This window comes from Ruegeria sp. HKCCA5929, from assembly GCF_013034525.1.
Classification (GTDB): Bacteria; Pseudomonadota; Alphaproteobacteria; order Rhodobacterales; family Rhodobacteraceae; genus Ruegeria.
Genome location: NZ_WQGE01000003.1, coordinates 455,300 through 479,634, shown reverse-complemented (window position 1 = coordinate 479,634; position 24,335 = coordinate 455,300). Strand labels below are relative to the sequence as shown.

The window sequence follows — 24,335 nt, the reverse complement described above, 5'->3', positions numbered from 1 at the left end:
GGAGGCGTCAATGGAAACCTTTACCCTAGGCGTAGCTCTTTTCACCGTCATCGTTCTGGCACTGGTGGCCGTCATCATGGCCGCCCGGTCCAAGCTGGTGTCGACCGGCAACGTGAACATCACCATCAATGGCGAGAAAACCATTTCCGTACCAGCTGGCGGCAAATTGCTGCAAACGCTGGCGGCCGAAAAGCTTTTTGTTCCTTCGGCTTGCGGGGGTGGTGGCACCTGTGCGCAATGTCGGGTGCGCGTGCATTCGGGTGGTGGGTCGATCCTGCCCACTGAGGAAAGCCATATCACCAAACGCGAAGCCTCGTGCGGTGACCGACTGTCCTGTCAGGTGGCCGTGAAGCAGGATATGGACATCGAAGTCCCCGAAGAGGTCTTTGGCGTCAAGAAATGGGAATGCACGGTGCGTTCGAATGAGAACGTGGCAACCTTCATCAAGGCGCTGACGCTGGATCTGCCGGAAGGCGAGGACGTGAACTTCCGCGCGGGTGGCTACATTCAGATTGAAGCCCCTGCGCACGCGTTGAAATACACTGATTTCGACGTGGAAGAGGAATATCGCGAAGACTGGGACCGCTTCAATCTTTGGCAGTACGAGTCGGTTGTCGCGGAACCGATCGAGCGCGCCTATTCGATGGCCAACTACCCGGACGAGAAGGGCATGATCATGCTGAACGTCCGCGTAGCTTCACCGCCTCCGGGCTCGGAAGGTATCCCTCCGGGTCAGATGTCATCTTACATCTTCAACTTGAAGCCGGGTGACAAGGTCACAATCTCGGGTCCATTTGGCGAGTTCTTCGCGCGCGAGACCCAAAAAGAGATGGTGTTCATCGGCGGTGGTGCGGGCATGGCCCCCATGCGCAGCCACATATTTGACCAGCTCAAGCGCCTCGAAAACCGCGATCGCAAGATCAGCTTCTGGTATGGTGCGCGGTCGAAGAAAGAGATGTTCTTTGTCGAAGATTTCGACCAATTGGCCGAAGAGTTCGACAATTTCGATTGGCATGTTGCGCTTTCGGATGCGCAGCCCGAGGATGACTGGAAAGGCTATACCGGTTTCATCCATAACGTCCTGTTCGAAGAATACCTCAAGAACCATCCCGCGCCAGAAGACTGCGAGTTCTACATGTGTGGTCCGCCCATCATGAACCAGTCGGTCATCAACATGCTGCTGGATTTGGGCGTGGACCGAGAAGACATCATGCTCGACGATTTCGGCGGGTAAGAAAACAAGAACCGGCGCTTCAAGCGCCGGTTTTTTCGTTTTGGCCGTCACACGACGCTATTTTCCGTAATAATCCCGATACCAGGCAACAAACTGGGCTATGCCGTCTTTCAGGTCCGTCTGTGGACGGTAATTGGTCAGCCGCTGCAACAAACGGTTGTCAGCCCATGTCGCATGAACGTCGCCCATCTGCATCGGCATAAAGTTCTTGATGGCCTCCTGTCCAACCGCCTCTTCGATAGCTTCGATGAAATCCATCAAGCGCACTTTGTCGCCGTTTCCAATATTGACGATACGATAGGGTGCTACGGGTGACAGGCTGTCGCCGTCCTCAATGTCTTCACGGCTGGCCGGCCGGACCGGGGGCACATCGATTAGCAATCTGATCCCGCGCACAAGATCCTCAACATGGGTGAAGTCCCGATACATGTCTCCATGATTGTAGATATCAATGGGACGACCTTCCAATATGGCCGCCACAAACTTGAAATAGGCCAGATCGGGCCGACCCCAGGTGCCATAGACCGTAAAGAACCGAAACATCGTGGTCGGCAGATTCCACAGATGTGCATAGGAATGCCCCATCGCCTCATTCGCCTTTTTGGTGGCAGAGTAGATGGTCAATTGCGTGTCCGCTTTTTCCGTTTCGGTAAACGGCATTTCTTCGTTGGCACCATAGATGGACGAGGTCGAAGCCATCAACAGATGCTCGACCTCATGCTGACGCGCGATTTCCATTACGTTGAACGTGCCAACGACATTAGATTCGATATAGCTTCGGGGGTATTCGAGGCTGTGCCGAACACCTGCTTGGGCCGCCAGGTGGACGATGACATCGGGCTGGAACTCGTCCGCCACTTGCACCAGACGGTCATAGTTTTCCAGCCGATCTTCGGTCGCGGTAAACCCCGGGGTTTGCAATAGGATCTGATGTCTGCGCTGTTTCAGGGTCACATCGTAATAATCGGTCATTCCGTCATAGCCATGCACCCGGAACCCTTCTGCCAGAAGCAGCTTGGCCAGATGGAAACCGATGAACCCCGCAGAGCCCGTAATCAATACCCGCTTCATAAAACCCTCTGAACGCTCCGCAAAACCATGACTGACCAAACGGCTTTGGCCCACGAACCAGACCAAGGGCCATGACCATTTTCAAGGCCATATCGGACAACCTAAGGCCGTTGGTCAACACTTTGCCTGTTCAATCAGTTGTTCATTGCCGCCAATAGGCGAGAAGGGTAGGGAACAGACCGTATGATAAGCAATTGGATCAGACAGCGACTTCAACGCAAAACAGGGCGAGCAACCGATACCTTCCCCTGTGACATCGCCCCCACCACGCGAGTGACGGCGGTGGCTGATATTCATGGCCGTCTGGATTTGTTGCATGCGTTGTTGCCACGCTTGGATGATCAAAGCCCTCTGGTTTTTGTTGGAGACTACATTGACCGGGGGCCTTTCAGCGCGCAAGTGTTGCGCCATCTGCACCATCTGAGCGACGCATCAGATCGGCGCGTCCATTGCCTTCTTGGTAACCATGAAGAGATGTTGTTGCATTTCTTGGATGATCCAGAACGCCATGCGAGGCTCTGGTTTCGAAACGGAGGTCTGCATACGCTGGCGTCATTCGGGCTCAAACCAACTGGAGATCTGGAAGACAGCCGGAAAGTCAAGGAACTGGCCGAAGGCCTGCGAAAAGCGATGGGTCAGGAATTGCTGGAATGGCTGACAAAGCTGCCCCTGACCTGGACCAGTGGCAACGTCACTATTGTTCACGCGGCTTTGGACCCTCGTCGCGCTATCGAAGCTCAGGACCGTCAGATCTGCCTTTGGGGACATCCCATGTTCCCAAGGACCGCGCGCGGCGATGATCAATGGGTGGTGCACGGTCACACAATCGTAAACCAGCCCCGTGTCAGAAACAGGGTCCTGTCGATTGACACGGGCGCTTTTGCCTCAGGCCGGTTGACGGCCGCGGAGATCGAGGACGGAGGCGTCAGGTTCCTTTCGACAGGCTGATCCTAGCCGACGATCATCTGCTTCATCCGAAGGGCTTCGTATTCCAGCTCTTTCAAGCGGAAATGCACGACGTCTCCGATAGTGATGACGCCACTCAAATGGCCGTCACGCAGAACGGGCATATGGCGGAAACGGCCTTCGGTCATCGTCTTCAGGACATCGTTTAGCAGATCGTCTGGTGTACAGGTCTTGACCTCTTTGGTCATCAGGTCTTCGACCGCTTGCGGCAAGGTCTGGCCGGGTGTGTCTGCCATGCGCCGTACAATGTCGCGCTCTGACAGGATGCCTTGCAATGCACCGTTCTGATCGGTCACCAAAACGGCCCCGATCCGCTTGTCCTTAAGCGTGTTGACCACGGAATGGATCGTATCGTTTGGCCGTACCGAAAATACCGCGTCCCCTTTTCCCTCAAGCAGTTTGGCCACGGTGGTCTGTGAGTGCGACAAGTTCGATTCTGCCGATTGGCTATACGTCGTCTTGTCTGCCTTGTCGCCGCGTGTTGGTGACTGGTAAGAGGTTGGGGCCATGGGCAATCTCCTTATGGTTCTTGCAATGTCTTTCCCTTTCACCTTAGCGCAGCTAAACGACCTGTATAGGGTGCAAATGCCCGAATGCTCGAAATCTGTGGTCAACAAAGGACGATCAAGCTTGTGAGTGGACTCTACCTTACACCGCCTGTGGCCGCTTTGATCTTCTTTGCGGTTGTCGTGTGTGGTCACAACTTTCGCATGGCCTGGAAGCAACAGGCCCCGGGGTGGCAGAAGCGAGCGTGGTTGTTTGGAGTTCCGGCTGGGGTTGGGCTTTTGGTATTGGGTTTTCTGCCGTTAAAACTCTAATGTCGATTTGACTCTGACGAGGGTCACTGGCATATGCCGGGCACAGAAATTCCCGGAGCTCGCCCTATGCGTCTTTTGCCTTTTGTGGCCCTTGTTGCCCTTCTTTCCGGCTGCTTTTTGGACAAGGAGCCCGAAGTGGTTCGCCTGTCCGGTGAAACGATGGGGACAACCTTCAATATCACTGCCATAGGCGAAGATCTGGACGAGGCCAAACTTGCAGCCTCGGTCGATGAGACATTGGCTGAGGTCAACGCGAAGATGTCGAACTGGGACCCGAATTCCGAGGTCTCTGTCTTTTCGGCGTCGGCCAGTACAGAGCCGATGACTATCTCGGACGAATTCGCTTTGGTCATCGCTGCTGCCAACGACGTGCACGAAAAAACCGGTGGAACTTTCGATGTGACCCTTGGCCCACTGATCGAATTATGGGGGTTTGGCCCTCGTAAGCCCGAAGATCCGGTGCCATCTGATGCTGACATCCAAGCCGCGTTAAACGGCGTCGGCCAAAGCCGTCTGCTTACGCTGGATACCGAAGCCGGAACTCTTGCGAAATCTGACGCCAGCGTCGGTATCAACCTGTCTGCAATTGCCAAGGGATATGGCATCGATGCGGTAGCCGAAACCTTAAGGGACGCCGGAATCGAGAATTACCTGGTTGAAATTGGTGGTGATCTGGTTGCCATGGGTCAGAACGAAAAGGGCGAAGCTTGGCGCATCGGCATCGAAAAACCGGAAACGGGCAGTCAGAGCATTCAGCTGATCGTGTCAGTGAATGACCTGGGCATGGCCAGCTCGGGCGACTACAAGAATTTCTTCGAACAGGACGGCGTGCGCTATTCGCATATTATCGATCCCACGACCGGACGCCCGATCACGCACCGGACAACCTCTGTCACTGTTTTGGCCGAAAACGCGATGATGGCCGATGCCTGGGCCACCGCGATGCTGGCCTTGGGTCAGGAAAAGGGCCTGAAACTGGCGGAAGAGCATAAACTTGCCGTGTATTTCATCTCGCGGGATGTGACAGGCGGTGAAGAAGCTTATATTACTGCCCATAGCACCGCGTTCAAAGACGCGCTGGAATCGAACTGACTGGAGGAGCTGAGATGAGCACTTTTATTCTGGCTTTTATTCTTCTCGCCCTCGTTATGGTGGGTATGTCACTCGGCGTCATGCTGATGGGCAAGACCATCAAAGGCAGCTGTGGTGGTCTGAATGCCATATCGGGTGCTGATAAATGCGTTGTCTGCCAAAAAGACGTGGATCCCAACAGCCCGTTGCGCGATCAGCTGCAATGCAAGCGCGCCAAGAAGATGCTGGAGCAGATGGAACGTCAGGCCTGAAGCAAAGTTTTGCTTCGCACTGCGGACGGAAATGGCTAACTAAGTTTCTGTAAGGTTTAGGGGCGTCGCGTTGGCCAAGGCGAAAAACATCCTGTTCATCATGTTCGACCAGCTACGCTGGGACTACCTGAGCTGTTACGGGCATCCGCACCTGCACACGCCAAACATAGATCGCCTGGCAGCCAAAAGCGTGCGGTTTAACCGGGCTTACATTCAGTCACCAATCTGCGGCAGCTCGCGCATGTCTACCTATACCGGGCGCTATGTGCATTCGCATGGGGCGTCTTGGAACGGTATTCCGCTCAAAGTCGGCGAGATCACGATGGGTGATCATCTTCGCAAGGCGGGAATGGACTGCTGGCTGGTCGGCAAAACTCATATGCGGGCGGACGCAGAAGGCATGGCGCGGTTAGGGCTGGAACCCGACAGCCTGATTGGTGCCCGGGTTGCCGAATGCGGCTTTGACGTGTTCGAACGCGATGACGGTATGCTGCCCGAGGGTCCCGACGGGTTTTACGATCCGCACGGAGCGAAGGAGTACAACAAGTTCCTCAAGGCCAAGGGGTATGAGAGCGACAATCCATGGCATGATTTTGCCAATTCAGGTTTGGATGAAGACGGCAATGTTCTGTCCGGCTGGTTTTTGAAAAACGCGCCGGAAGCCGCAAATATCTCCGAAGACGACAGCGAAACGCCCTATCTGACAGGGCGCGGTATCGAGTTTATGGAAACGCATGATGGCCCGTGGTGCTGCCACCTGAGCTTTATCAAACCGCATTGGCCTTACATCGTGCCAGAACCTTATGCCTCAATGTTCGGTCCAGAACATGTTTTGCCCGTAGTGCGATCCGAGGCTGAACGGCAAAACGCGCATCCGGTACTCAAGGCTTTCATGGACACAAAGATTGGTCAGACCTTTTCCCGACAGGATGTGCGTGAGGCGGTGATCCCAGCCTATATGGGCTTGATCAAACAAGCCGACGACCAGATGGGGCGTCTGTTCGACTGGATGGAAGAAACCGGGCGGATGGACGACACGATGATCGTTCTAACCTCGGATCACGGTGACTTTCTTGGTGATCATTGGATGGGTGAGAAGACGTTTTTTCACGATGCTTCGACCAAAATGCCGCTGATCATTTATGATCCATCGCCCGAGGCTGATGCGACTCGTGGGACGGTCAGTGATGCGCTGGTCGAGTCCATCGATTTGGCTCCAACCTTTGTTGATCTGGCAGGCGGTGACGTTGCCACTCATATCCTTGAAGGTCATTCGTTGCTGCCCATCCTGCATGGGTCCGCAGAAGAGGTGCCCCGGGACTTTGTCATCTGCGAATACGATTACTCAGGCTCACCGATCGCTGATATCGTAGGAGTGTCGGTTCGCGAAGCGGTGATGTTCATGGTGGCCAACAAAAAGTGGAAACTCATCCATTGCGAGGGCGGGCACAGACCGATCCTGTTTGATCTGGAAAACGATCCTCAGGAACTGAATGATCTGGGCAACAGCACAGAGCATGCAAACGTGATCGCTGAAATGTATGATCACCTGTTCGCATGGGCGCGGCGACCGTCACAACGCACCACGAGGTCGGAACAGCAATTGATCGACATGCGTACCAAAAGCAGAGGCCGAGGCATTGTCTTGGGTGTGTATGATGAAAATGACGCGCCTTTGGACCTTACTGTGAAGTACCGCAATCGAAAGGCACGTCCATACAAGAGCTACCTCAAGGGATAGAGCCTCTGCGTCTATTAAATCTTTTTCACCTGCCCAAAGGTGGTTCACCCGCCGAAGGCAAGGCGATAGAAGAAGCGCACGAGCAGTAATCGGAGAAACTCTATGGCCGCGCCCAAACCTGTTGTCTTGTGCATTCTCGATGGGTGGGGGCTGTCCGACGACACCAAAGCCAACGCGCCGTATCTGGCAAATACGCCGACTTTTGATGCGATCATGGCCAATAGCCCTCATGCAACGCTGATCACCCATGGCCCCGATGTAGGTCTGCCAAGTGGACAAATGGGCAATTCAGAAGTTGGCCACACCAATATCGGCGCAGGTCGCGTTGTCGCCATGGATTTGGGTCAGATCGATCTGGCTATCGAAGACGGCTCATTTTTCGAAAATGAAGCCCTGCAACAGTTTATCTCCAAAGTGAAAGCGGCGGGCGGGACAGCGCATCTGATGGGGCTGGTCTCGGACGGGGGCGTGCATGGGCATCTGAACCATATCGTCGCCGCAGCGACTGCGATCACCGATGCGGGTGTCCCAGTTGCGCTGCACGCAGTCACCGATGGGCGGGACGTAGCACCAAAATCGGCGCTGACCTATATCGCGGAACTGGAAGAGCGCTTGCCTGAAAACGCGCGCATTGTGACCGTCTGCGGACGTTATTTTGCCATGGACCGGGACAATCGCTGGGAACGTGTCAGCGAAGCCTATGACGCGATGACCAAAGGGCAGGGAAGGGCGGCGCACAGCGCCCATGGTGCGGTCGATCATGCCTATAACCAGTCTGAGTCTGACGAGTTCATCACCCCGTCTGTTGTTGAAGGTTACACGGGCGTTCTAGATGGCGACGGGTTCTTCTGCCTTAATTTTCGTGCTGATCGGGCGCGGGAAATCCTGCGGGCCATTGGAGAGCCCGGGTTTTCCGACTTTGACACAGGGCCGCGGCCCTCTCTCTCGGCGCTGCTGGGCATGGTCGAATATTCGGACGGACACAACGCCTATATGACCACCGTTTTTCCCAAACGGGCCATCGTGAATACTTTGGGGGAATGGGTGGCCAAACAGGGGCTGCGCCAGTTCCGGTTGGCTGAAACCGAGAAATACCCACACGTAACCTTCTTCCTGAACGGCGGCAAAGAGACGCCTGAACAGGGTGAAGACCGTTTTATGCCGAAATCGCCAAAGGTTGCGACCTATGATCTGCAGCCCGAAATGTCGGCGGCTGAGGTGACCGCCAAATTTGTCGAGGCTATCGAAGACGGCTATGACCTGATTGTCACGAACTATGCCAATCCTGATATGGTGGGCCATACCGGTGATCTGAATGCGGCGATCAAAGCGTGTGAAGCCGTGGATCAAGGTCTGGCGCAAGTCGTAGCGGCACTGAAAAAAGCCGGAGGTGCGATGATTATCACTGCCGATCACGGCAATTGCGAAATGATGGTTGATCCCGAAACGGGTGGACCGCATACCGCCCACACACTGAACCCTGTGCCTGTGGCGCTGGTCGGTGGGCCTGAAGGGGCGCAATTGCGGCAGGGGCGTTTGTCGGATCTGGCCCCCACACTGCTTGAGTTGATGGGCCTGCCAAAACCCCCCGAGATGACTGGGGAAAGCCTATTGTCATGAAACTGGTGGCCTTTACGGCTTTTCTGATCTCAGCAACTTCAGCATTGGCCCAGACCGACTCGTCGCAGGCGGCGCTTGAAGCGGCAGAGATGCTGGAAGCAGCCTCTGTCTCGCTTGCCGACGCTGACAGTGCAAGAGATCGCGTGCGCGCGCTTACCCAAACGATCCAGGCCTACGAGGCGGGATTGAGCGCGATGCGGGAAGGGCTGCGCCAAGCTGCAACTCGCGAAGCTCAGTTAAGCGCCGAACTTCGGGCTAGCGAAAAGGATGTCCGACAGTTGATCGGCGTCTTGCAAACCATCGAAACAACAGAACCTCCGGTCTTGATGTTGCACCCTTCGGGCCCATTGGGTGCGGCGCGGGCCGGTATGATGCTGTCCGAGGTCACTCCTGGCTTGAACGCCAAAGCGCAGGCTCTGGCAGATGATTTGAACGAGGTGCAGACATTGCGTCTGTTACAGCAAAGCGCTTCGGAAACTCTGACCGAAGGTCTCAGTGGGGTGCAAGATGCGCGCACGCGGCTGAGCGAGGCCATCGCCGATCGCACGGATCTGCCCAGACGATTTGTCGAAGATCCGGTACGCACGGCCATTTTGATCTCTTCAACGGAAACGTTGGATGGGTTTGCTAGTGGTCTGTCCGAAATCTCGGAAGGTGAGATTGTTGAAACCGATGCGAATGTTTCAGGTCAGAAAGGGCAGATTTCTTTGCCGGTTCAGGGCGTCTTGTTGCATAAGGCTGGTGAAACGGATGCCGCAGGGGTGACACGCGCCGGTTTGGTGCTGGGAACACGTCCGCGCGCCTTGGTCACATCACCCACGGCGGCCACGATCCGTTATCGAGGCCCCTTATTGGATCTGGGGAACCTGGTCATTCTTGAACCGCAGCCTGGGCTGCTTTTTGTGTTTTCCGGCTTGCAAGAGGTCTATGGCAACCCCGGGCAAGTGATCCCCGAAGGCACTCCGGTGGGTTTGATGCCCGGTGAAACGCCAGAAATTGGCGCAATATTGTCAACAAGCGGTGATGGCACTGGAACTGATCGCTCAGAAACGCTCTATATAGAGGTAAGAGAAAACAATAGCCCCGTGGACCCGGAAACATGGTTCCGGACCGACAAGGATGGATAAGCGAGTATGAAGAGATTTGTGATGGCCGGTCTGGCCGGAACTTTGGCAGGTATTCTTGCAACGACACAGATTGCAGGACCCCTGCTGGCGCAGGAGGCCGAAAACAAGGCCAGCGTCTATGAACAACTGGATCTGTTTGGCGACATTTTTGAACGCATCCGCGCGCAATATGTCGAAGAGGTCGAACCCGAGGAACTAATCGAGGCCGCCATTGACGGCATGTTGACCTCGCTTGATCCGCATTCCAGCTATCTGTCGCCCGACGATGCCGAACAGATGCGCGTGCAGACCCGGGGTGAGTTCGGCGGGCTTGGTATCGAAGTCACGCAGGAAGACGGTTTTGTCAAAGTCGTATCGCCGATTGACGACACCCCTGCCGACGCAGCCGGAATTGAGGCTGGTGACTTCATCACTCATGTCGATGGCGAAAGCATTCTGGGCCTTACGTTGGATAAGGCTGTTGACCTGATGCGTGGCCCGGTGGGTTCCGAGATTGTGATCACCGTCGTTCGTGAGGGTGAGCCGGACCCGTTCGACGTTACAATCATCCGGGATACGATCAAACTGACGGCTGTTCGTGCGCGCACCGAAGGCACCAGCGTGGTTCTGCGAGTGACCACGTTCAACGACCAGACCTTCCCGAACCTTAAAGAAGGTTTGCAGGAACAGATCGAAGAAGCCGGTGGCATTGACAAGGTCAATGGATTTGTCCTGGACCTGCGCAATAACCCGGGCGGTTTGCTGACGCAGGCGATCAAAGTGTCGGATGCGTTCCTGAACGAAGGAGAAATCGTTTCGACCCGCGGCCGCGACCTGGAAGAGGGTGAGCGCTTTAATGCGTCGCCGGGCGATCTGGCCGAAGGTAAACCAATCGTTGTTCTGATCAACGGTGGCTCAGCCTCGGCGTCCGAAATTGTGGCAGGCGCCTTGCAGGACCACCGACGCGCAATCGTGGTGGGTACGAAAAGCTTTGGTAAGGGGTCTGTGCAGACAGTCATGCCGCTGCGCGGTGACGGGGCCATGCGCCTGACAACGTCGCGTTATTACACTCCATCGGGTCGTTCTATTCAGGCCCTGGGTGTCAGCCCGGATATCATCGTGGAACAACCGCGTCCGCAGCCCGAGACTGAAGAGGAAGAGGACAGCCGCTTTACCCGGTCCGAGGCCGAGCTGCGTGGCAGCCTGGACAATGACAGCCTGAGCGAGGATGAAATTCGCCAAATTGAAGAAGACCGCGCCAAGGCTGAAGCGACGGCTGAACTGCGGGAAGAGGATTACCAACTGGCTTATGCCATTGACATCCTCAAGGGCCTGTCCGCGTTCAACCCGAATGGACCTTCTCAATAACTCAATCAGGGCCGCGATGAACGCGGCCCTTTTTATTTGAATGCGCAGTTGGTTGCTTTTCTGAATAGGGCGCTGGTCGGGATCGCGAGAGTCAGCGGGTCTTGAAAGCGCCCTAGCTCTCGATCTTGTGCAGTTTCTTTTCGTCCAACAACAGCGCCAGCACGATACCCACCGATACGGATATTGTCGAAAAAACAAACGCCATGCTCATGCCACTGTTAAAAGCATCGGACAAGGCGGATTGAACCTTTGCCAAATCGCCGGCGCTCAAACGGCTGATCACCGCATGTGCAGAAGCCGTATCCAGTGTACTGCCGTTGATTGCCCTTAAATCGGTCTCAGATAGTTTGATACCGGCGGCATGCAGGCCATCACGCAGTTTGGACAAGCTGACGACGTACATAACAGCAGTGGCACAGGCGACGGAAATGGCTCCGTAAACCAGATGGGTCATAAAGCTTAGCCCGCCGACCAGTCCGGCCCGCTCAGGCTTGACGGCGCAAACGGCAGCTGTACCCGATGGTCCGACGGTCAGGGTCGCTCCCAAACCGATCATCGCCATGCCCGGAAGAATGCTGAAGTAACCCAGATCGCTTGGCAGAATGACAACGGTCGCGGCACCGATTGTGGCAATCATATAACCCCAGAACAGCAGCCGTTTGGGTCCGAAATCATTGTACAGCGTGCCTGAAACAATCGACCCCACCGCCAGCAAAACGGTCAGCGGAGCAAGCCCCAATGCGGATTCAAATGCCGACCAGCCCAGCACTTTTTGCATATACTGAGGAAAATAGAGCAACCCAACAAAGGCGGCTGAAACGTTGAACATATTCAGGCCAAGCGTGATCTTGAATTGACGGTTCTGCATCATTTGCGGCAGCAGCAAAGGCTCGGTAACGCGTTTTTCTACCTTGGGGAACAAGAGGAAAAGCACGGCGCTGATGAAAAAAAGCATCAACAACGGTACCGACGTCCATCCCCAATCCGCGCCAACATCCAACCCATACAGCAGGAACAAAACGGCAAACGCCAACAGGCCCATGCCAGCCAAGTCGAGATGCTCGTCCTGTTTGTGCTGCGTTTCGCGCTCCATCAGGATTAGGGCGGTAGCCATCGAAATGCAGGAGAAGACGACGTTGGCCAGGAAGAAATACCGCCATTCGCCCAAGTTTACAGCCAATCCGCTGATCATTGGGCCAAATACATTGCCGGTGGTCACACCTGCCAGAATGAGCCCCATTACAAGGGCCCGATGTTCAGGTTTGGACACTTTAGTCGCCCCAAACGCAAGTGTGCAGGGCCAAACACAGCCAGCGCCGATGCCTTGCAACGCACGCGCCAGGATCAAAAAATCAAGGTTGGGCGAGACAAAGCACATCACCGACGAAAACAGGAAAATGCACAGGCCGATGATCATCATCTTTCGATGACCGTACATATCGCCCAGTCGTCCTCCGGCGACCATGGTCATCGCAAAAAACAGGGCGTAGATATTCAAAACCCATTGGGTGCTGGTGATATCGGCATCAAAGCTGTTTTCAATCGCGGGGACCAGCATCAGAGCACCGGTAAAATCGATGCCGATGCCAAAACCTGTCACCATCAACGCGATGACTTTAACAATACTACTGCGATCCATATCGGGCGCGATCCGTTTTGAATACGCCCATGATGCACGGAAATTGGTATAAAAGATAGAGACTTGGCTTAGTCGGGCTTAGTCGTCGCCCCGACAAACCCGGCGGAACGCGCGTTTCAGCATGTCCAGTTCAGCCCGCAGCAACGCGACTTCGGCTCTTAGGTCTTCTGCCGCGGGTTCACCGGCGATGATGGTGAAACCTCCAAGCTTGTCCGCTGTTGCTGCATCGGCGATGATAAAGCTGTGGACACCCTCAGACAGAGCTGAGACAGGCACCGTTATGTTCAAATCCCACCCGTTTTCGTTGGGTGCCAGATTAACGTTTTCCAGCAGTTCGCCGCGATATCGCACCTCAATCGTAGGTTCCTGTCCAGCCTGAACATGTGCTTGCCAGAGTCCATTTTCGAACCGGATGAAGGTCAAGTTGGTTTGTGTCATATCCGATTGCCTCACAAATCGGCGCGATGGAAGCGGCAGAACGTCAGGTCCCGCACCACCATCCGGTTCATGCTTGGGGTCTCAAAGATCAAATCTACCCAGATCTTTTCGATCCGGCGTTCATTCAGGGGCAGATGGGCCAGATCGAAATCTACGGTGTTTTGGGCGTCAGACGCGCTCAACTGGCGCAGTACCTGTTCAGAATTGGGACCGTGTTGAATATTGAGGCGCGCGAACAGCCCGGTGGATCGTTCGCAGTCAATTACGGTCTCCATCCGTATCAAATGCTCACGCGTAAGGTTCTGCGTTGCGTCGCCCGGCAGATCGACGGACACCGAAAGAAATGAGCCTTCGAAACTAAAGACTTCAACGGACAGACTGAACGGGGCCAGATCGCCTGTATCCCGATTTCGGATTTGGCGCACTGTAATCTCGGACAGGGGGCAGTCATGAAACAGGTTGACGTGCGCATCAAGTGCCGTTTTGCGCAGGGCCGAAGCAACGCCGGGTTGCGCCAACGGTCCGCGCCACAGGTCTGGTCTGCAACTCCAGTCCGTGCCGACAGGCTTGGCAAACTGCATGGACCCAATCTTTGGGCGAATAAGACGAGAATCGGCTGTTTGGATCAACTGATCAAGATGGCTTCGCAATGCGCGCGCCTGATCACGCTGCTGACGTAGGTCCGCTTGTCCTGCGTTTTGCACACGCTGTGCAGCCCGCCGCCAACGGTCCAGAGTCTTGCGATAAAGATAGCGATCCAGAATCCTGCCCATGGCCTCGTCGTCCGATACACAGCCTCTTTAGTCAAGACGCCTTCGGGAACAAACCCGCAATAACGAAATTGCGATCTTCGACCCGCGTTTTTCAGTTGGGCGCAAAGCAAAATTCGGTTAGGCGCGAACGGATGCGTGCGTGCCGGTCTTGCCTTGCAAAGCGCAGGGTCAGAGCGTACCGTCGGGCCCTGCAACATGGGTCACCCAGTTTTAGCCACACATCCGTTTAGCTATCGATAAGGCCAGTTAATGGAGCCCACTTTATTTTCTTTTATTTGGAAGTACTCGAAGAAACAGCAATTGGTCTTGTTGTTGCTGACAGTGCTGTCATTTCCGTTCCTCTATGCTTCGTTGGAACTGCCCAAGCAGATCATCAATGATGCCATCGGTGCTCCGGGTGATACGGTTACCATTTGGGGTATCACGGTATCGCAAGTCCACTACCTGCTGATACTATGCGTAGCGTTTCTGGGCACGGTGATCGCCAGCGGCTTGATGAAGATGCGCATCAATACGATGAAGGGTGTCCTGGCCGAGCGTATGCTGCGTCGATTGCGTTTTACGCTGATTGAGCGTTCGATGCGCTTTCCAAAATCCTATTTCGCTACGACCAGTCAGGGTGAGTTGGTTTCGATGATCACATCCGAGGCTGAGCCGATGGGTGGACTGATGGGCGATGCGATTGCTCAGCCCGTGTTTCAGTTCGGCCAGATGATGACCATTGTCACGTTCCTGTTCATGCAAAGCGTGTGGTTCGGGCTGGCCAGTATCGCATTGATCCCGTTACAGGCTTGGCTGATCCCCAAATTGCAACGACAAATCAACCTGCTGAACAAAGACCGTATTCAGGAAGTCCGGCGTCTGAGCTCGGAAATCGGTGAAAGCGCTGCGGGGATCAGTGACCTGCGCACCAATGGCGGCTGGCGTTATCGTCTGGCCCAGTTCAGCGACCGTTTGGGGAAATTGTTCGAGATCCGTTTCAAGATCTACAACAAGAAATTCTTCATGAAGTTCCTCAACAATCTGATCACTCAGATGACGCCGTTCCTGTTCTATTCTGTGGGCGGCTATCTGGCGATCACGGGTGAGGTGACGGTGGGTGCTTTGGTTGCAGCACTTGGGGCCTATAAGGACCTCAGTGGCCCATGGAAGGATTTGCTGACCTATTACAATCAGGTTCAGGACATGTCTCTGCGGTGGGAGGTCGTTACTGAACGGTTCGCCCCCGACAACATGATACCCGAAAAGCTGTTTTCCGGAGAACCCGAAGCGATCCCGCGCTTGGATGGGGCAATTGAGCTGCGCAACGTGACGGTGCGCGATAGCGACGGCAAAACAATTCTCGAAGATCTGGACCTGACTATCCCGCACGGCGCGCGCGTTGCGATCCAGTCTTCTCACGCTGCGGAAAGAAGTGCCTTGGGTCAGCTTTTGACCCGTGAGATTTTGCCTGCACAGGGGGACGTAATCGTTTCCGGCCACAACTTGAATGACTTGCACCAAGCTGTGATTGCGGCCCGGATTGGCTATGCCTATTCGCGGCCCTATCTGTTTGATGGAACGCTGGGCGATAACCTGATGATGCCGTTGCGGACACATCCCCAGCATGGCGCTGAAACTCAGAGAACGCCGTCCCGCAAGCAAATTGAAGCAGTCCGGTCCGGTAATCCCCCAGATTCGCTGGACGATGAATGGATCGATCCCGGTCTCGCAGGTCTGGACGGTATCGAGGATATTCGCGATTGGTGGTTCCAGCTTGTCGAAGCCATGGGCATCGACGAGTTCATGTTCCGTCGTACACTGCGCACGCAGTTTAATCCTGAAATTCACCCCGTTTTGGCGCAGGAAGTGGTCAACCTTCGGGAAACGATTGCCGAGCGTTTGAAAGCCAAAGGTCTGGACCGGTATGTCTATCGTTTCGATCCGGAACGATTTAATCCGGCGGTTCCATTGGGTGGTAACCTGCTTTTTGCCGCGCCGTCCCGCGATATCTCTCCTGACTTTCTGGTCGAGGACGCCCGTTTTGTAAAAATGCTCAGCGTACATGATTTGGCGGACGAGGCTCTGAGCATTTCCAACGCGGTTCTGGACACACTCGGTAAAACATTCGGACGGGACGGCGCGGATCACCCCCTGTTCCTGCGGCTTGGCATGTCGAAAGACATGTTTCACCGGTTGCTCGACATAGAAGATCAGCGCAAAGCCAAAGGTGAAACGGAACTCAGCCAAGAAGACCACGCCTTGCTGCTGACTGTGCCTTTCCTGCTGACAGCCGAGCAGATCGGCCCGGATTTCCCCGAGGAATACAAGGACAAGATCCTGACGATCCGCAAAAGCCACGCCGAGAGGTTGCGTGACGCAATGGATGGGCTGTTTACGCCTGTCACTCCTGATCTATATGTCCCGCGACTGACAGTGATGGAAAATGCGATCTATGGGCGCGTGTCCTTATTGGCGGGCGCACATGCGGAAGAAATCGAAGACGTGGTGGCCGAGGCTATGAACGAAGCGGGCCTGCGCCGCAGAGCTGCCGCCATTATCTATGATCTGCCCTCTGGTCTGGGCGGGAACAACCTGCCGACTGTCTTTCAGGAACGCGCCGCATTTTCACGCGCCGGAATTAAGCGCCCCGATGTTTTGATTCTGGACAAGGCGCTGGCCAGCCACGATTCAGAAAGCCGGTTGCGGACCCGCCTGAAACTGCGAGAGCTTTTGCCGGACTCAATCATGATCTTTATGGAAGATCATTTCGCCCATCCCGAAGCCTATGATCTGTTTGTAGAAATCAAGGACGGAAGGATCGACGGAGTATCCCGAACCAAACATGAAGATACCGCTGGAACAACTGACGATCTGAGCCGGAAGCTTGAAATTCTATCGGCCACAGAATTGTTTTCAGGTCTGGACGGGCGCAATCAACGGCTGCTGGCTTTCTCGGCCCAATGGTATGAAGTCAAGGCCGGGCAGGTCATCTTCTCGCGTGGTCAGGCCCCGGACGCCGCTTATCTGTGCATTACGGGTCAGGCTCGTTTGGATTGGTTCAACGAAGACGGAACACGACGCCCAATCTCGATCATTGAACCGGGTCGCCTTATTGGTGACTTGTCGATCATCACAGGTGAAGACCGTCAATTGGATCTTGTCGCGACAGAGGATTGTCTTTTCCTGCGTATCGGGGCCGAAGAGCTGCGCGCAGTGGTGGAAAGCGACGCAAACGTTGCCACGCAGTTGCTTCGAACAGTTGCGGGTTACCTGACAACGCTGTCCAACAGAATATCCGCTGCCCAAAACCCAGAGGAATTGCTGCCTACAGTCACACAGGAAGAAGAGCCAGAGAGTTCGAATAACCATGTCTAAGGCCTATTTCCCGCATGCTTATTTGACGGAAACCGCGCGTAGGCGGCCAGAACTGTGGCGCCTGCTTGTGGGTCTTTTGCTCATCGGTGTGTTGGTAAGCCTGCTGAACATGGTTTTCTTCGCTGCACTCGTGGCGATGGGCCCGAACGAATGGGCGCAGGAGCTTTTGGCGGGAAGCTCGCCTCTGGCGTTGATTCTGTTGTTGGTCAGTTTCGGGTTCATAACGTTCGGTGTCGCCGTGGCGGCACGCAAGATGCAACACCGAACACTATGGTCCATCTTAGGTGAACGACGTCTGGCCGTGACGCAGTTTGTAAGCGTTTTGAAAGCCTTGCTGATACTCGGTGTCATCGGATTTCTGCTGCCTCCCTACGGCATGGGAGGGGAACTGACCCAAAAATTGCCGCTGACCACATGGGTGCTTTTGCTTCCAGTTGCGGCATTTGCCGTCCTGATTCAGGTCAGCGCCGAAGAAATCCTGTTTCGCGGCTATATCCAGCAAACCCTTGCAGCCCGGTTCAACTCACCGATCATTTGGATGGGTGTGCCATCTATCTTGTTTGCGGTGGGTCACTATGCGCCCGACGCGGCGGGTGGAAACGCGCTGTTGATTGCGCTTTGGGCCTTTGTTTTTGGTCTGTTAGCGTCGGATCTGACGGCCCGAGCTGGAACTTTGGGTCCTGCCATAGCCCTGCATTTCTTCAACAATGTCATCGCTTTGCTGTTCATCTCTCTACCCGACAGTCTGAGCGGGCTAGCTCTGTTTGTCTTGCCCTTTGACACGTCCGACGCAGAACAGCTGCGGCCTTGGCTGTTGGTGGATCTGGTCATGATGTTCGTTTGTTGGCTGGCCGCGCGACTTGCGCTCAGGCGCTGATTGCATTTCCTTCCGTTGCGTCTTATTTGACGTCAACACCGTAAAAGCCAAGGTTCCGACATGAACTGGATCACAAACTACGTCCGCCCCCGGATCAACTCGATTTTCTCGCGCCGTGAAGTGCCGGAAAACCTCTGGCACAAATGCGACGAGTGCGGGACGATGCTGTTCCACCGCGAACTGGCCGAGAACCAGAACGTCTGCACCCAATGTGGTCACCACATGGCGATTACCCCGCGTGACCGGTTCAAGCACCTGTTTGATGGCGGTGTTTTCACCGAGGTTGACGTCCCGGCCCCCAAGGACGATCCGCTGCAGTTCCGCGATCAGAAAAAATACCCTGACCGCATGAAGGCAGCCCAGAAGAAGACTGGCGAAAAAGAAGCGATGCTGGTTGCTTTGGGCGAAATTGGCCGCACCCCAATTGTCGCAGCAGCGCAGGACTTTTCTTTCATGGGCGGGTCGATGGGCATGTATGTCGGCAACGCGATCATTGCCGCCGCGCAAGAGGCCGTAAAGCTCAAGCGCCCGCTGATCCTGTTTTCTGCCGCAGGTGGCGCTCGGATGCAGGAAGGTATCCTCAGCCTGATGCAAATGCCGCGGACAACCGTAGCTGTTGAGACGCTGAAAGAGGCGAACTTGCCCTACATCGTCGTTCTGACCCACCCCACCACCGGTGGTGTGACCGCGTCTTATGCCATGTTGGGCGATGTCCATATCTCAGAACCCAACGCGCTGATTTGTTTTGCTGGCCCACGTGTGATTGAACAAACGATCAGGGAAAAGCTGCCCGAAGGGTTCCAACGCGCCGAGTACTTGTTGGATCACGGCATGCTGGACCGTGTTACCAAACGCACCGAAATGCGCGAAGAGCTGATCACCATCACACGGATGCTGATGAACCAACCCCCGGCGATCAAGGGAGATCTGCCTGCGCCGGAACCGGCAATAGCCGAAGAAGTCGCTGCTGAAGAGACCGGCCAGAAATGACCGCTCAGACATCTGACGCCATTCTTGATCGAATGATGGCGTTGCACCCCAAGATCATTGATCTGACCTTGGACCGCGTCTGGCGTTTGCTGGCAGCGCTGGATAATCCACAGCTCAAACTACCTCCTGTCATTCATATTGCCGGAACCAACGGCAAAGGTTCGACTCAGGCCATGATCCGCGCGGGGCTCGAAGGGGTAGGGCATTCAGCACATGCCTATACTTCGCCCCACTTGGCGCGGTTTCATGAGCGTATCCGTCTTACCGGAGACCTGATTTCAGAAACCGATCTGACCGCAGTTCTCGACGAATGTTACGCCGCCAATGGCGGTGAAAACATTACCTATTTCGAAATCACGACCTGCGCGGCTTTGTTGGCCTTTGCCCGAGAGAAAGCTGACTATACTCTGCTTGAGGTTGGCCTGGGCGGGCGTCTGGACGCTACCAACGTGGTCGAAAACCCTGCAGTGACTGTGATTACGCCGGTTTCGATCGATCATGAGCAGTTTCTGGGCAACACTTTGGGCAAGATCGCCGCCGAAAAGGCTGGGATCATAAAACCCGGCGTGCCCTGCATCGTTGGGCCTCAACAGGACGAAGCCCTCGAAGTCATCGAATACACGGCCGCACGGCTCGGCGCGCCTCTATTGGTCCATGGTCAACATTGGCACGTGCATGAGGAAAACGGACGCTTGATCTATCAGGACGAAACCGGATTGCGGGATCTTCCATCGCCCAACCTTCTGGGCGCGCACCAAATTCAGAATGCGGGCGCAGCCCTGGCCGTTTTGCGCCATCTGGATATGGGTGATGATGCCTATGAGGCTGCCGTGACCAAAGCCGAATGGCCCGCCCGTATGCAGCGTCTGAAAACCGGCCCGTTGATCGAACAGGCACCACAGGCCGAGCTGTGGTTGGACGGCGGTCATAACGCGGCTGCAGGAATTGCGCTGGCTGATGTGCTGGCCAAACTGCCACAGAAACCGACGCATATGATTTGCGGTATGCTCAATACCAAAGACGTGACAGGCTATCTCGCACCGCTTGCCGGACAAGCCGCAAGCCTGACTGCGGTATCAATTCCGGGTGAAGCCGCGACACTCAGCGCAGAAGAAACGGCGACTGCTGCGGCAAAAGTTGACTTGCCCGCGTCTACGGCAGGCAGCGTGTCAGACGCGCTGGCGTCAATTACAAGCCAAGACCCTCAAGCTCGTGTGTTGATCTGCGGCTCGCTCTACCTTGCAGGCAATGTTTTGCGCGAAAACGGCTAACACTTCTTCTGTTTGAAAATACCTTGGGGGAGGCGCGCGCAGCGCGGCGGGGGCAAAGCCCCCTATGAGCCCCAATCTTTGTCCTGCATCTCTCGCAGGCGCGACGCGGTGCGTTCAAATTCGAACGTCCCTTCACCTTCCACATACAGCATTTCGGGCTCGGCCGCTGCGGAACAGATCAAGCGGACCCTGGCCTCATAAAGTGCATCGATAAGGGTTACGAACCGTTTGGCTTCGTTGAAGTTGTTCCGCGACAAGCGTGGGATGTCTTCCAGCACCAGCACTTTCACAGCGTCGGCAATTGCCAGATAATCAGCAGGTCCCAACATCCGCCCGCACAGATCGTAAAACGACGCCCGTGCAACCCCATTGCGAAAAGCGGGCAGCTCTACCGCGCGGCTATTGACTTGCAACACAAGCGGTTCGGCAGGGCCGCCCGCAAGATCTTTCCAGACCTCCCGAATATTCTGCCGGGCTTCCGGGCCTATTGGTGCAAAATAAACCGGCGCGCCTTCCAACCTGTTTTGGCGGTAATCAGTTGGGGAAACCAGTTCCCAAACCCGTAGCTGTTCTTTGATATGCGCAATGAAAGGCAGGAACAGCTGCCTGTTCAGCCCGTCTTTATACAGATCGTCCGGGTGCCGGTTTGACGTTGTAACAACAACGACACCGCCCTCATGCAACAGATCGAACAGACGTCCAACAATCATCGCATCGGTGATGTCGGTGATCTGCATCTCATCAAATGCCAGCAAACGGACGGATTTGATCACGTCCTTCGCCACCGGAGCCAGAGCATCTTCGACATTCTCTTGCCGGGCTTTATGCATACCTGCGTGGATTTCCTGCATGAACGCGTGAAAATGGACACGTCGCGCCGGAATATCGCCCAACGTTTCGACGAACATGTCCATGAGCATAGATTTCCCACGCCCGACTCCGCCCCATAGATACAACCCCTTGGGGGGTGGGGGTGCTTTACGGAAAAAACCACGTTTGACGGGCTCGGACAGCGCCGCACGGATGCGTTCGAATTGGGGAAGAACGGCCTCTTGCGCGTCGTCGCGGGTCAGAGTTCCATCCGCGACGCGGGCCTCGTATAGCGATATCAGATCCGTCATAACTCCGAGCCTTACCCGCCCCACCGCGCGTTGAAAAGAAACCATTTTCTCAACACATCAAATTTGGTTATCCGTGACCACAAATCTGCTGAATTGACGCCATCCGGAAAAACGATACGGTCCATCGGAAGAAACGCCCGAGGTCTGAATGCCGCAATCCGCCCGCCTGCTGAATCCAATCCTGATTGTCGGATGTATCATCATCACGGTCAGCTTTGCCGTGCGCGCCTCTTTCGGCGTGTTTCAGATTCCAATCGCGGATGAGTTTGGCTGGCTGCGTACTGATTTCTCATTGGCGATTGCCATTCAAAACCTCGCTTGGGGAATTGGCCAGCCGATCTTTGGTGCAATTGCCGAAAAAGTCGGCGACCGCAAGGCCATCATATTGGGTGCTTTGACCTATGCTGCTGGCATGGTGCTATCGGCGTGGTCCGTCACACCTTTTGAACATCAGATCTATGCCTGGTTGGTGGGTTTCGGCATTGCCGGAACCGGGTTTGGCGTGGTTCTTGCTGTGGTCGGGCGTGCATCTTCTGATGAAAACCGATCCATGTCGCTTGCCATTGTCACAGCCGCAGGTAGCTTTGGGCAGGTGCTCGGGGCGCCTACCGCTGAATGGTTGATGACCTTCTTGCCCTGGCAGCAAGTCTTTATCGTGTTCGCGGTTGCGATCTTGGCACTTGTTCTTGTTCTGCCTTTCATGCGCGCCCCTCAGACCGCCAGCAAGGCGGAACTGCATGAAAGCATGGGAGAGATTTTAGGGAAGGCATTCCGTGATCCTTCCTATGCGCTGATCTTTCTGGGTTTTTTTAGCTGCGGGTATCAGCTTGGGTTTATCACCGCGCATTTCCCGGCATTTGTGACCGAGATGTGCGGCCCGATCCAACCTGGTGGCGTTTTGCATTCCGTTGGCATCACCTCAACCTCAGCGCTTGGGGCCGTGTCGATATCGCTGATTGGTCTGGCCAATATCGGTGGTACGTTGCTGGCCGGCTGGGCAGGAAATCACTTTCCCAAGAAATACCTGCTGGCTGCAGTGTATACAGGCAGAACATTGGCTGCAGCCTTGTTCATCCTGCTGCCGATCACCCCAATCTCGGTTATTGTGTTTTCTCTGGTGATGGGATCACTTTGGTTGGCCACTGTGCCACTGACCTCGGGCCTTGTAGCGCACCTTTACGGCTTGCGGTATATGGGCACGCTGTACGGCATTATCTTTTTCAGCCATCAGCTTGGCAGCTTTCTGGGTATCTGGCTGGGCGGTCGTATGTATGATCAGTTCGGCGACTACAGCATGGTTTGGTGGATCGGCGTGGCAATTGGCGCGTTCAGCGCGATCGTGCATTTGCCCATCCGTGAGAACCGCACGGCTGTTCCGGCCTGACGCTTTTTGTCCTGATCTGCCAACGGAAAGAGAGCCGGGGCAGATCAAGAACCTTTGTGTTTACGCTGACAAGCGACATACGGCTTGTGCGGTATCAGTTAGCCAGCCCTGTCCGGGAACAAGCCTGCCAAACCTTCTGCAGAGGCTTCGCACACGCCACGCTCGGTAATCAGCCCGGTTACCAACCGGTTGGGGGTGACATCAAAGGCAGGATTGCCCCCTTCTGTCCCTACCGGAGTCACGCGAACATCTGTTATGGCCGAATTCTCATCCACGCCAAGGACATGCGTCACTTCCCTTGCGTCGCGTTCCTCAATTGGGATTTCAGCCACACCGTCGCGCACCGTCCAGTCAATGGTTGGGGAGGGTAAGGCGACGTAAAAGGGCACTCCGTTGTCATGCGCGGCCAAAGCTTTGAGGTAGGTGCCGATCTTGTTGCACACGTCGCCCTGAGCTGTCGTGCGGTCTGTGCCTGTGATGACCAGATCAACCAACCCATGCTGCATCAGGTGCCCCCCGGCATTGTCCACGATGTAGCGATGGGGGATGCCATGCTCTCCCAGTTCCCATGAGGTTAGCGCACCCTGATTGCGGGGCCGGGTTTCATCCACCCAAACATGCAGAGGGATGCCTTCGTTATGCGCATGATACATCGGGCTTGTGGCTGTGCCCCAATCTACCGTCGCCAGCCAACCCGCATTGCAATGGGTCAAAAGCCGTACCGGTTCGCCAGCGGGCTTGCGCGCGGCGATCTCTTTGATCAACGCTAACCCATGTCGACCAATCGCCGCGTTGATTTCGACATCTTCGTCCGCGATCTCTTGTGCCAAGGCCCAGGCGCGTTCGGCACGATCGGACGCAGCCAGCGGCATCAGAGCCTCTCGGCATCTGTCCAAAGCCCAACGCAGGTTGATTGCGGTGGGCCGCGTTGCGTGCAGAACATCATATGCAGCATCAAACGATGCTTCGGAACTGTCACTGGACATCTGTTCAGCTATGCCAAAAGCGGCCGTCGCGCCGATCAAAGGTGCACCTCTGACCCACATATCCCGAATTGCCGCTGCGAACTCGTCCAGAGTTCTCAGGGTCACAACCCGGAAATCATGCGGCAACCAGCGTTGATCGATGATCCGAACCTCACCCTCCGACTTGTCCCACCAAATCGATCGATAGTGAGTGCCCTGTACTTGCATAACGCAGTCTCCCTGTTCGAATGGT

General features: G+C 55.4%; 20 protein-coding genes. 13 read left to right on the top strand and 7 right to left on the bottom strand.

What is annotated here, in order from left to right:
* Positions 1-10 precede the first annotated feature (10 nt).
* The gene (gene nqrF, locus GOV90_RS10950) at positions 11-1,234 is read left to right on the top strand and encodes an NADH:ubiquinone reductase (Na(+)-transporting) subunit F (RefSeq protein ID WP_171094931.1); all 1,224 of its coding nucleotides are present in this window, start codon (positions 11-13) and stop codon (positions 1,232-1,234) included.
* Positions 1,235-1,291: 57 nt separating this feature from the next.
* Here the strand turns inward: nqrF and GOV90_RS10945 are convergent, their stop codons facing one another.
* Positions 1,292-2,305, bottom strand: coding sequence for an NAD-dependent epimerase/dehydratase family protein (locus tag GOV90_RS10945; RefSeq protein WP_171094928.1), 1,014 nt, complete (start codon positions 2,303-2,305; stop codon positions 1,292-1,294).
* A 282-nt stretch (positions 2,306-2,587) separates the two neighbouring features.
* On the opposite strand from GOV90_RS10945, the gene GOV90_RS10940 reads away from it, so the two are divergent.
* Positions 2,588-3,253, top strand: coding sequence for a metallophosphoesterase (locus GOV90_RS10940; protein WP_256367937.1), 666 nt, complete (start codon positions 2,588-2,590; stop codon positions 3,251-3,253).
* Between the two features lie 2 nt (positions 3,254-3,255).
* On the opposite strand, the gene GOV90_RS10935 is transcribed toward GOV90_RS10940, so the two are convergent.
* Positions 3,256-3,780 (bottom strand): CBS domain-containing protein, encoded by a 525-nt coding sequence (locus tag GOV90_RS10935; protein WP_171094924.1) that lies wholly within the window; start codon positions 3,778-3,780, stop codon positions 3,256-3,258.
* 375 nt (positions 3,781-4,155) lie between these two features.
* Between GOV90_RS10935 and GOV90_RS10930 the strand changes: the two genes are divergently transcribed.
* The 6 genes from GOV90_RS10930 (at position 4,156) to GOV90_RS10905 (ending at position 11,267) form a co-directional block, all read left to right on the top strand.
* The gene (locus GOV90_RS10930) at positions 4,156-5,181 is read left to right on the top strand and encodes an FAD:protein FMN transferase (protein WP_254429073.1); all 1,026 of its coding nucleotides are present in this window, start codon (positions 4,156-4,158) and stop codon (positions 5,179-5,181) included.
* Positions 5,182-5,195: 14 nt separating this feature from the next.
* A complete protein-coding gene (nqrM, locus tag GOV90_RS10925) occupies positions 5,196-5,432 on the top strand; it encodes a (Na+)-NQR maturation NqrM (protein ID WP_171094920.1) in 237 nt (78 codons plus the stop codon).
* Positions 5,433-5,502: 70 nt separating this feature from the next.
* Positions 5,503-7,173 (top strand): sulfatase-like hydrolase/transferase, encoded by a 1,671-nt coding sequence (locus GOV90_RS10920; protein WP_171094917.1) that lies wholly within the window; start codon positions 5,503-5,505, stop codon positions 7,171-7,173.
* Positions 7,174-7,275: 102 nt separating this feature from the next.
* The gene (gpmI, locus tag GOV90_RS10915; protein ID WP_171094915.1) at positions 7,276-8,793 is read left to right on the top strand and encodes a 2,3-bisphosphoglycerate-independent phosphoglycerate mutase; all 1,518 of its coding nucleotides are present in this window, start codon (positions 7,276-7,278) and stop codon (positions 8,791-8,793) included.
* Positions 8,790-9,920 carry a murein hydrolase activator EnvC gene (locus GOV90_RS10910; RefSeq protein WP_171094913.1) on the top strand — a complete coding sequence of 377 codons (1,131 nt, stop codon included), beginning with the start codon at positions 8,790-8,792 and terminating at the stop codon, positions 9,918-9,920. The genes gpmI and GOV90_RS10910 overlap by 4 nt, the downstream gene beginning before the upstream one ends.
* 6 nt (positions 9,921-9,926) lie before the next feature.
* Positions 9,927-11,267 (top strand): S41 family peptidase, encoded by a 1,341-nt coding sequence (locus GOV90_RS10905; RefSeq protein WP_171094911.1) that lies wholly within the window; start codon positions 9,927-9,929, stop codon positions 11,265-11,267.
* A gap of 112 nt (positions 11,268-11,379) precedes the next feature.
* Here GOV90_RS10905 and GOV90_RS10900 read toward each other — a convergent pair whose 3' ends face one another.
* From GOV90_RS10900 to GOV90_RS10890, 3 genes are all read right to left on the bottom strand, one after another.
* A complete protein-coding gene (locus GOV90_RS10900) occupies positions 11,380-12,906 on the bottom strand; it encodes an MFS transporter (protein WP_171094908.1) in 1,527 nt (508 codons plus the stop codon).
* Positions 12,907-12,984: 78 nt separating this feature from the next.
* Entirely contained in the window at positions 12,985-13,344 is a 360-nt protein-coding gene (locus tag GOV90_RS10895) for a hypothetical protein (RefSeq protein ID WP_171094906.1), read from the bottom strand.
* An 11-nt stretch (positions 13,345-13,355) separates the two neighbouring features.
* A complete protein-coding gene (locus GOV90_RS10890) occupies positions 13,356-14,117 on the bottom strand; it encodes a DUF6478 family protein (protein ID WP_171094904.1) in 762 nt (253 codons plus the stop codon).
* Positions 14,118-14,366: 249 nt separating this feature from the next.
* Between GOV90_RS10890 and GOV90_RS10885 the strand changes: the two genes are divergently transcribed.
* The 4 genes from GOV90_RS10885 to GOV90_RS10870 are packed head-to-tail and all read left to right on the top strand — an operon-like array spanning position 14,367 to position 20,612.
* Entirely contained in the window at positions 14,367-17,474 is a 3,108-nt protein-coding gene (locus tag GOV90_RS10885; protein ID WP_171094903.1) for an ABC transporter transmembrane domain-containing protein, read from the top strand.
* A complete protein-coding gene (locus GOV90_RS10880; protein ID WP_171094900.1) occupies positions 17,467-18,351 on the top strand; it encodes a CPBP family intramembrane glutamic endopeptidase in 885 nt (294 codons plus the stop codon). Before GOV90_RS10885 ends, GOV90_RS10880 begins: the two co-directional genes overlap by 8 nt.
* Positions 18,352-18,411: 60 nt before the next feature.
* Positions 18,412-19,341 carry an acetyl-CoA carboxylase, carboxyltransferase subunit beta gene (accD, locus tag GOV90_RS10875; protein WP_171172847.1) on the top strand — a complete coding sequence of 310 codons (930 nt, stop codon included), beginning with the start codon at positions 18,412-18,414 and terminating at the stop codon, positions 19,339-19,341.
* Entirely contained in the window at positions 19,338-20,612 is a 1,275-nt protein-coding gene (locus GOV90_RS10870) for a folylpolyglutamate synthase/dihydrofolate synthase family protein (RefSeq protein ID WP_171094896.1), read from the top strand. The genes accD and GOV90_RS10870 overlap by 4 nt, the downstream gene beginning before the upstream one ends.
* 62 nt (positions 20,613-20,674) lie before the next feature.
* On the opposite strand, the gene zapE is transcribed toward GOV90_RS10870, so the two are convergent.
* Entirely contained in the window at positions 20,675-21,733 is a 1,059-nt protein-coding gene (zapE, locus tag GOV90_RS10865; RefSeq protein WP_171094894.1) for a cell division protein ZapE, read from the bottom strand.
* 148 nt (positions 21,734-21,881) lie between these two features.
* On the opposite strand from zapE, the gene GOV90_RS10860 reads away from it, so the two are divergent.
* The gene (locus tag GOV90_RS10860) at positions 21,882-23,117 is read left to right on the top strand and encodes an MFS transporter (protein ID WP_171094892.1); all 1,236 of its coding nucleotides are present in this window, start codon (positions 21,882-21,884) and stop codon (positions 23,115-23,117) included.
* A 98-nt stretch (positions 23,118-23,215) separates the two neighbouring features.
* On the opposite strand, the gene mtnA is transcribed toward GOV90_RS10860, so the two are convergent.
* Positions 23,216-24,310, bottom strand: a complete 1,095-nt coding sequence (gene mtnA, locus GOV90_RS10855; protein ID WP_171094890.1) for an S-methyl-5-thioribose-1-phosphate isomerase — start codon at positions 24,308-24,310, stop codon at positions 23,216-23,218.
* Positions 24,311-24,335 lie beyond the last annotated feature (25 nt).

What these genes read in the sequence shown, in the direction of transcription:
- GOV90_RS10935 (WP_171094924.1), bottom strand. Translation starts at nt 3,780, where the DNA reads ATGGCCCCAACCTCTTACCAGTCACCAACACGCGGCGACAAGGCAGAC.
- GOV90_RS10895 (WP_171094906.1), bottom strand. Translation starts at nt 13,344, where the DNA reads ATGACACAAACCAACTTGACCTTCATCCGGTTCGAAAATGGACTCTGG.
- zapE (WP_171094894.1), bottom strand. Translation starts at nt 21,733, where the DNA reads ATGACGGATCTGATATCGCTATACGAGGCCCGCGTCGCGGATGGAACT.
- GOV90_RS10945 (WP_171094928.1), bottom strand. Translation starts at nt 2,305, where the DNA reads ATGAAGCGGGTATTGATTACGGGCTCTGCGGGGTTCATCGGTTTCCAT.
- GOV90_RS10880 (WP_171094900.1), top strand. Translation starts at nt 17,467, where the DNA reads ATGTCTAAGGCCTATTTCCCGCATGCTTATTTGACGGAAACCGCGCGT.
- GOV90_RS10910 (WP_171094913.1), top strand. Translation starts at nt 8,790, where the DNA reads ATGAAACTGGTGGCCTTTACGGCTTTTCTGATCTCAGCAACTTCAGCA.
- GOV90_RS10885 (WP_171094903.1), top strand. Translation starts at nt 14,367, where the DNA reads ATGGAGCCCACTTTATTTTCTTTTATTTGGAAGTACTCGAAGAAACAG.
- GOV90_RS10930 (WP_254429073.1), top strand. Translation starts at nt 4,156, where the DNA reads ATGCGTCTTTTGCCTTTTGTGGCCCTTGTTGCCCTTCTTTCCGGCTGC.
- nqrM (WP_171094920.1), top strand. Translation starts at nt 5,196, where the DNA reads ATGAGCACTTTTATTCTGGCTTTTATTCTTCTCGCCCTCGTTATGGTG.
- gpmI (WP_171094915.1), top strand. Translation starts at nt 7,276, where the DNA reads ATGGCCGCGCCCAAACCTGTTGTCTTGTGCATTCTCGATGGGTGGGGG.
- mtnA (WP_171094890.1), bottom strand. Translation starts at nt 24,310, where the DNA reads ATGCAAGTACAGGGCACTCACTATCGATCGATTTGGTGGGACAAGTCG.
- GOV90_RS10860 (WP_171094892.1), top strand. Translation starts at nt 21,882, where the DNA reads ATGCCGCAATCCGCCCGCCTGCTGAATCCAATCCTGATTGTCGGATGT.
- nqrF (WP_171094931.1), top strand. Translation starts at nt 11, where the DNA reads ATGGAAACCTTTACCCTAGGCGTAGCTCTTTTCACCGTCATCGTTCTG.
- GOV90_RS10870 (WP_171094896.1), top strand. Translation starts at nt 19,338, where the DNA reads ATGACCGCTCAGACATCTGACGCCATTCTTGATCGAATGATGGCGTTG.
- GOV90_RS10890 (WP_171094904.1), bottom strand. Translation starts at nt 14,117, where the DNA reads ATGGGCAGGATTCTGGATCGCTATCTTTATCGCAAGACTCTGGACCGT.
- GOV90_RS10905 (WP_171094911.1), top strand. Translation starts at nt 9,927, where the DNA reads ATGAAGAGATTTGTGATGGCCGGTCTGGCCGGAACTTTGGCAGGTATT.
- GOV90_RS10900 (WP_171094908.1), bottom strand. Translation starts at nt 12,906, where the DNA reads ATGGATCGCAGTAGTATTGTTAAAGTCATCGCGTTGATGGTGACAGGT.
- accD (WP_171172847.1), top strand. Translation starts at nt 18,412, where the DNA reads ATGAACTGGATCACAAACTACGTCCGCCCCCGGATCAACTCGATTTTC.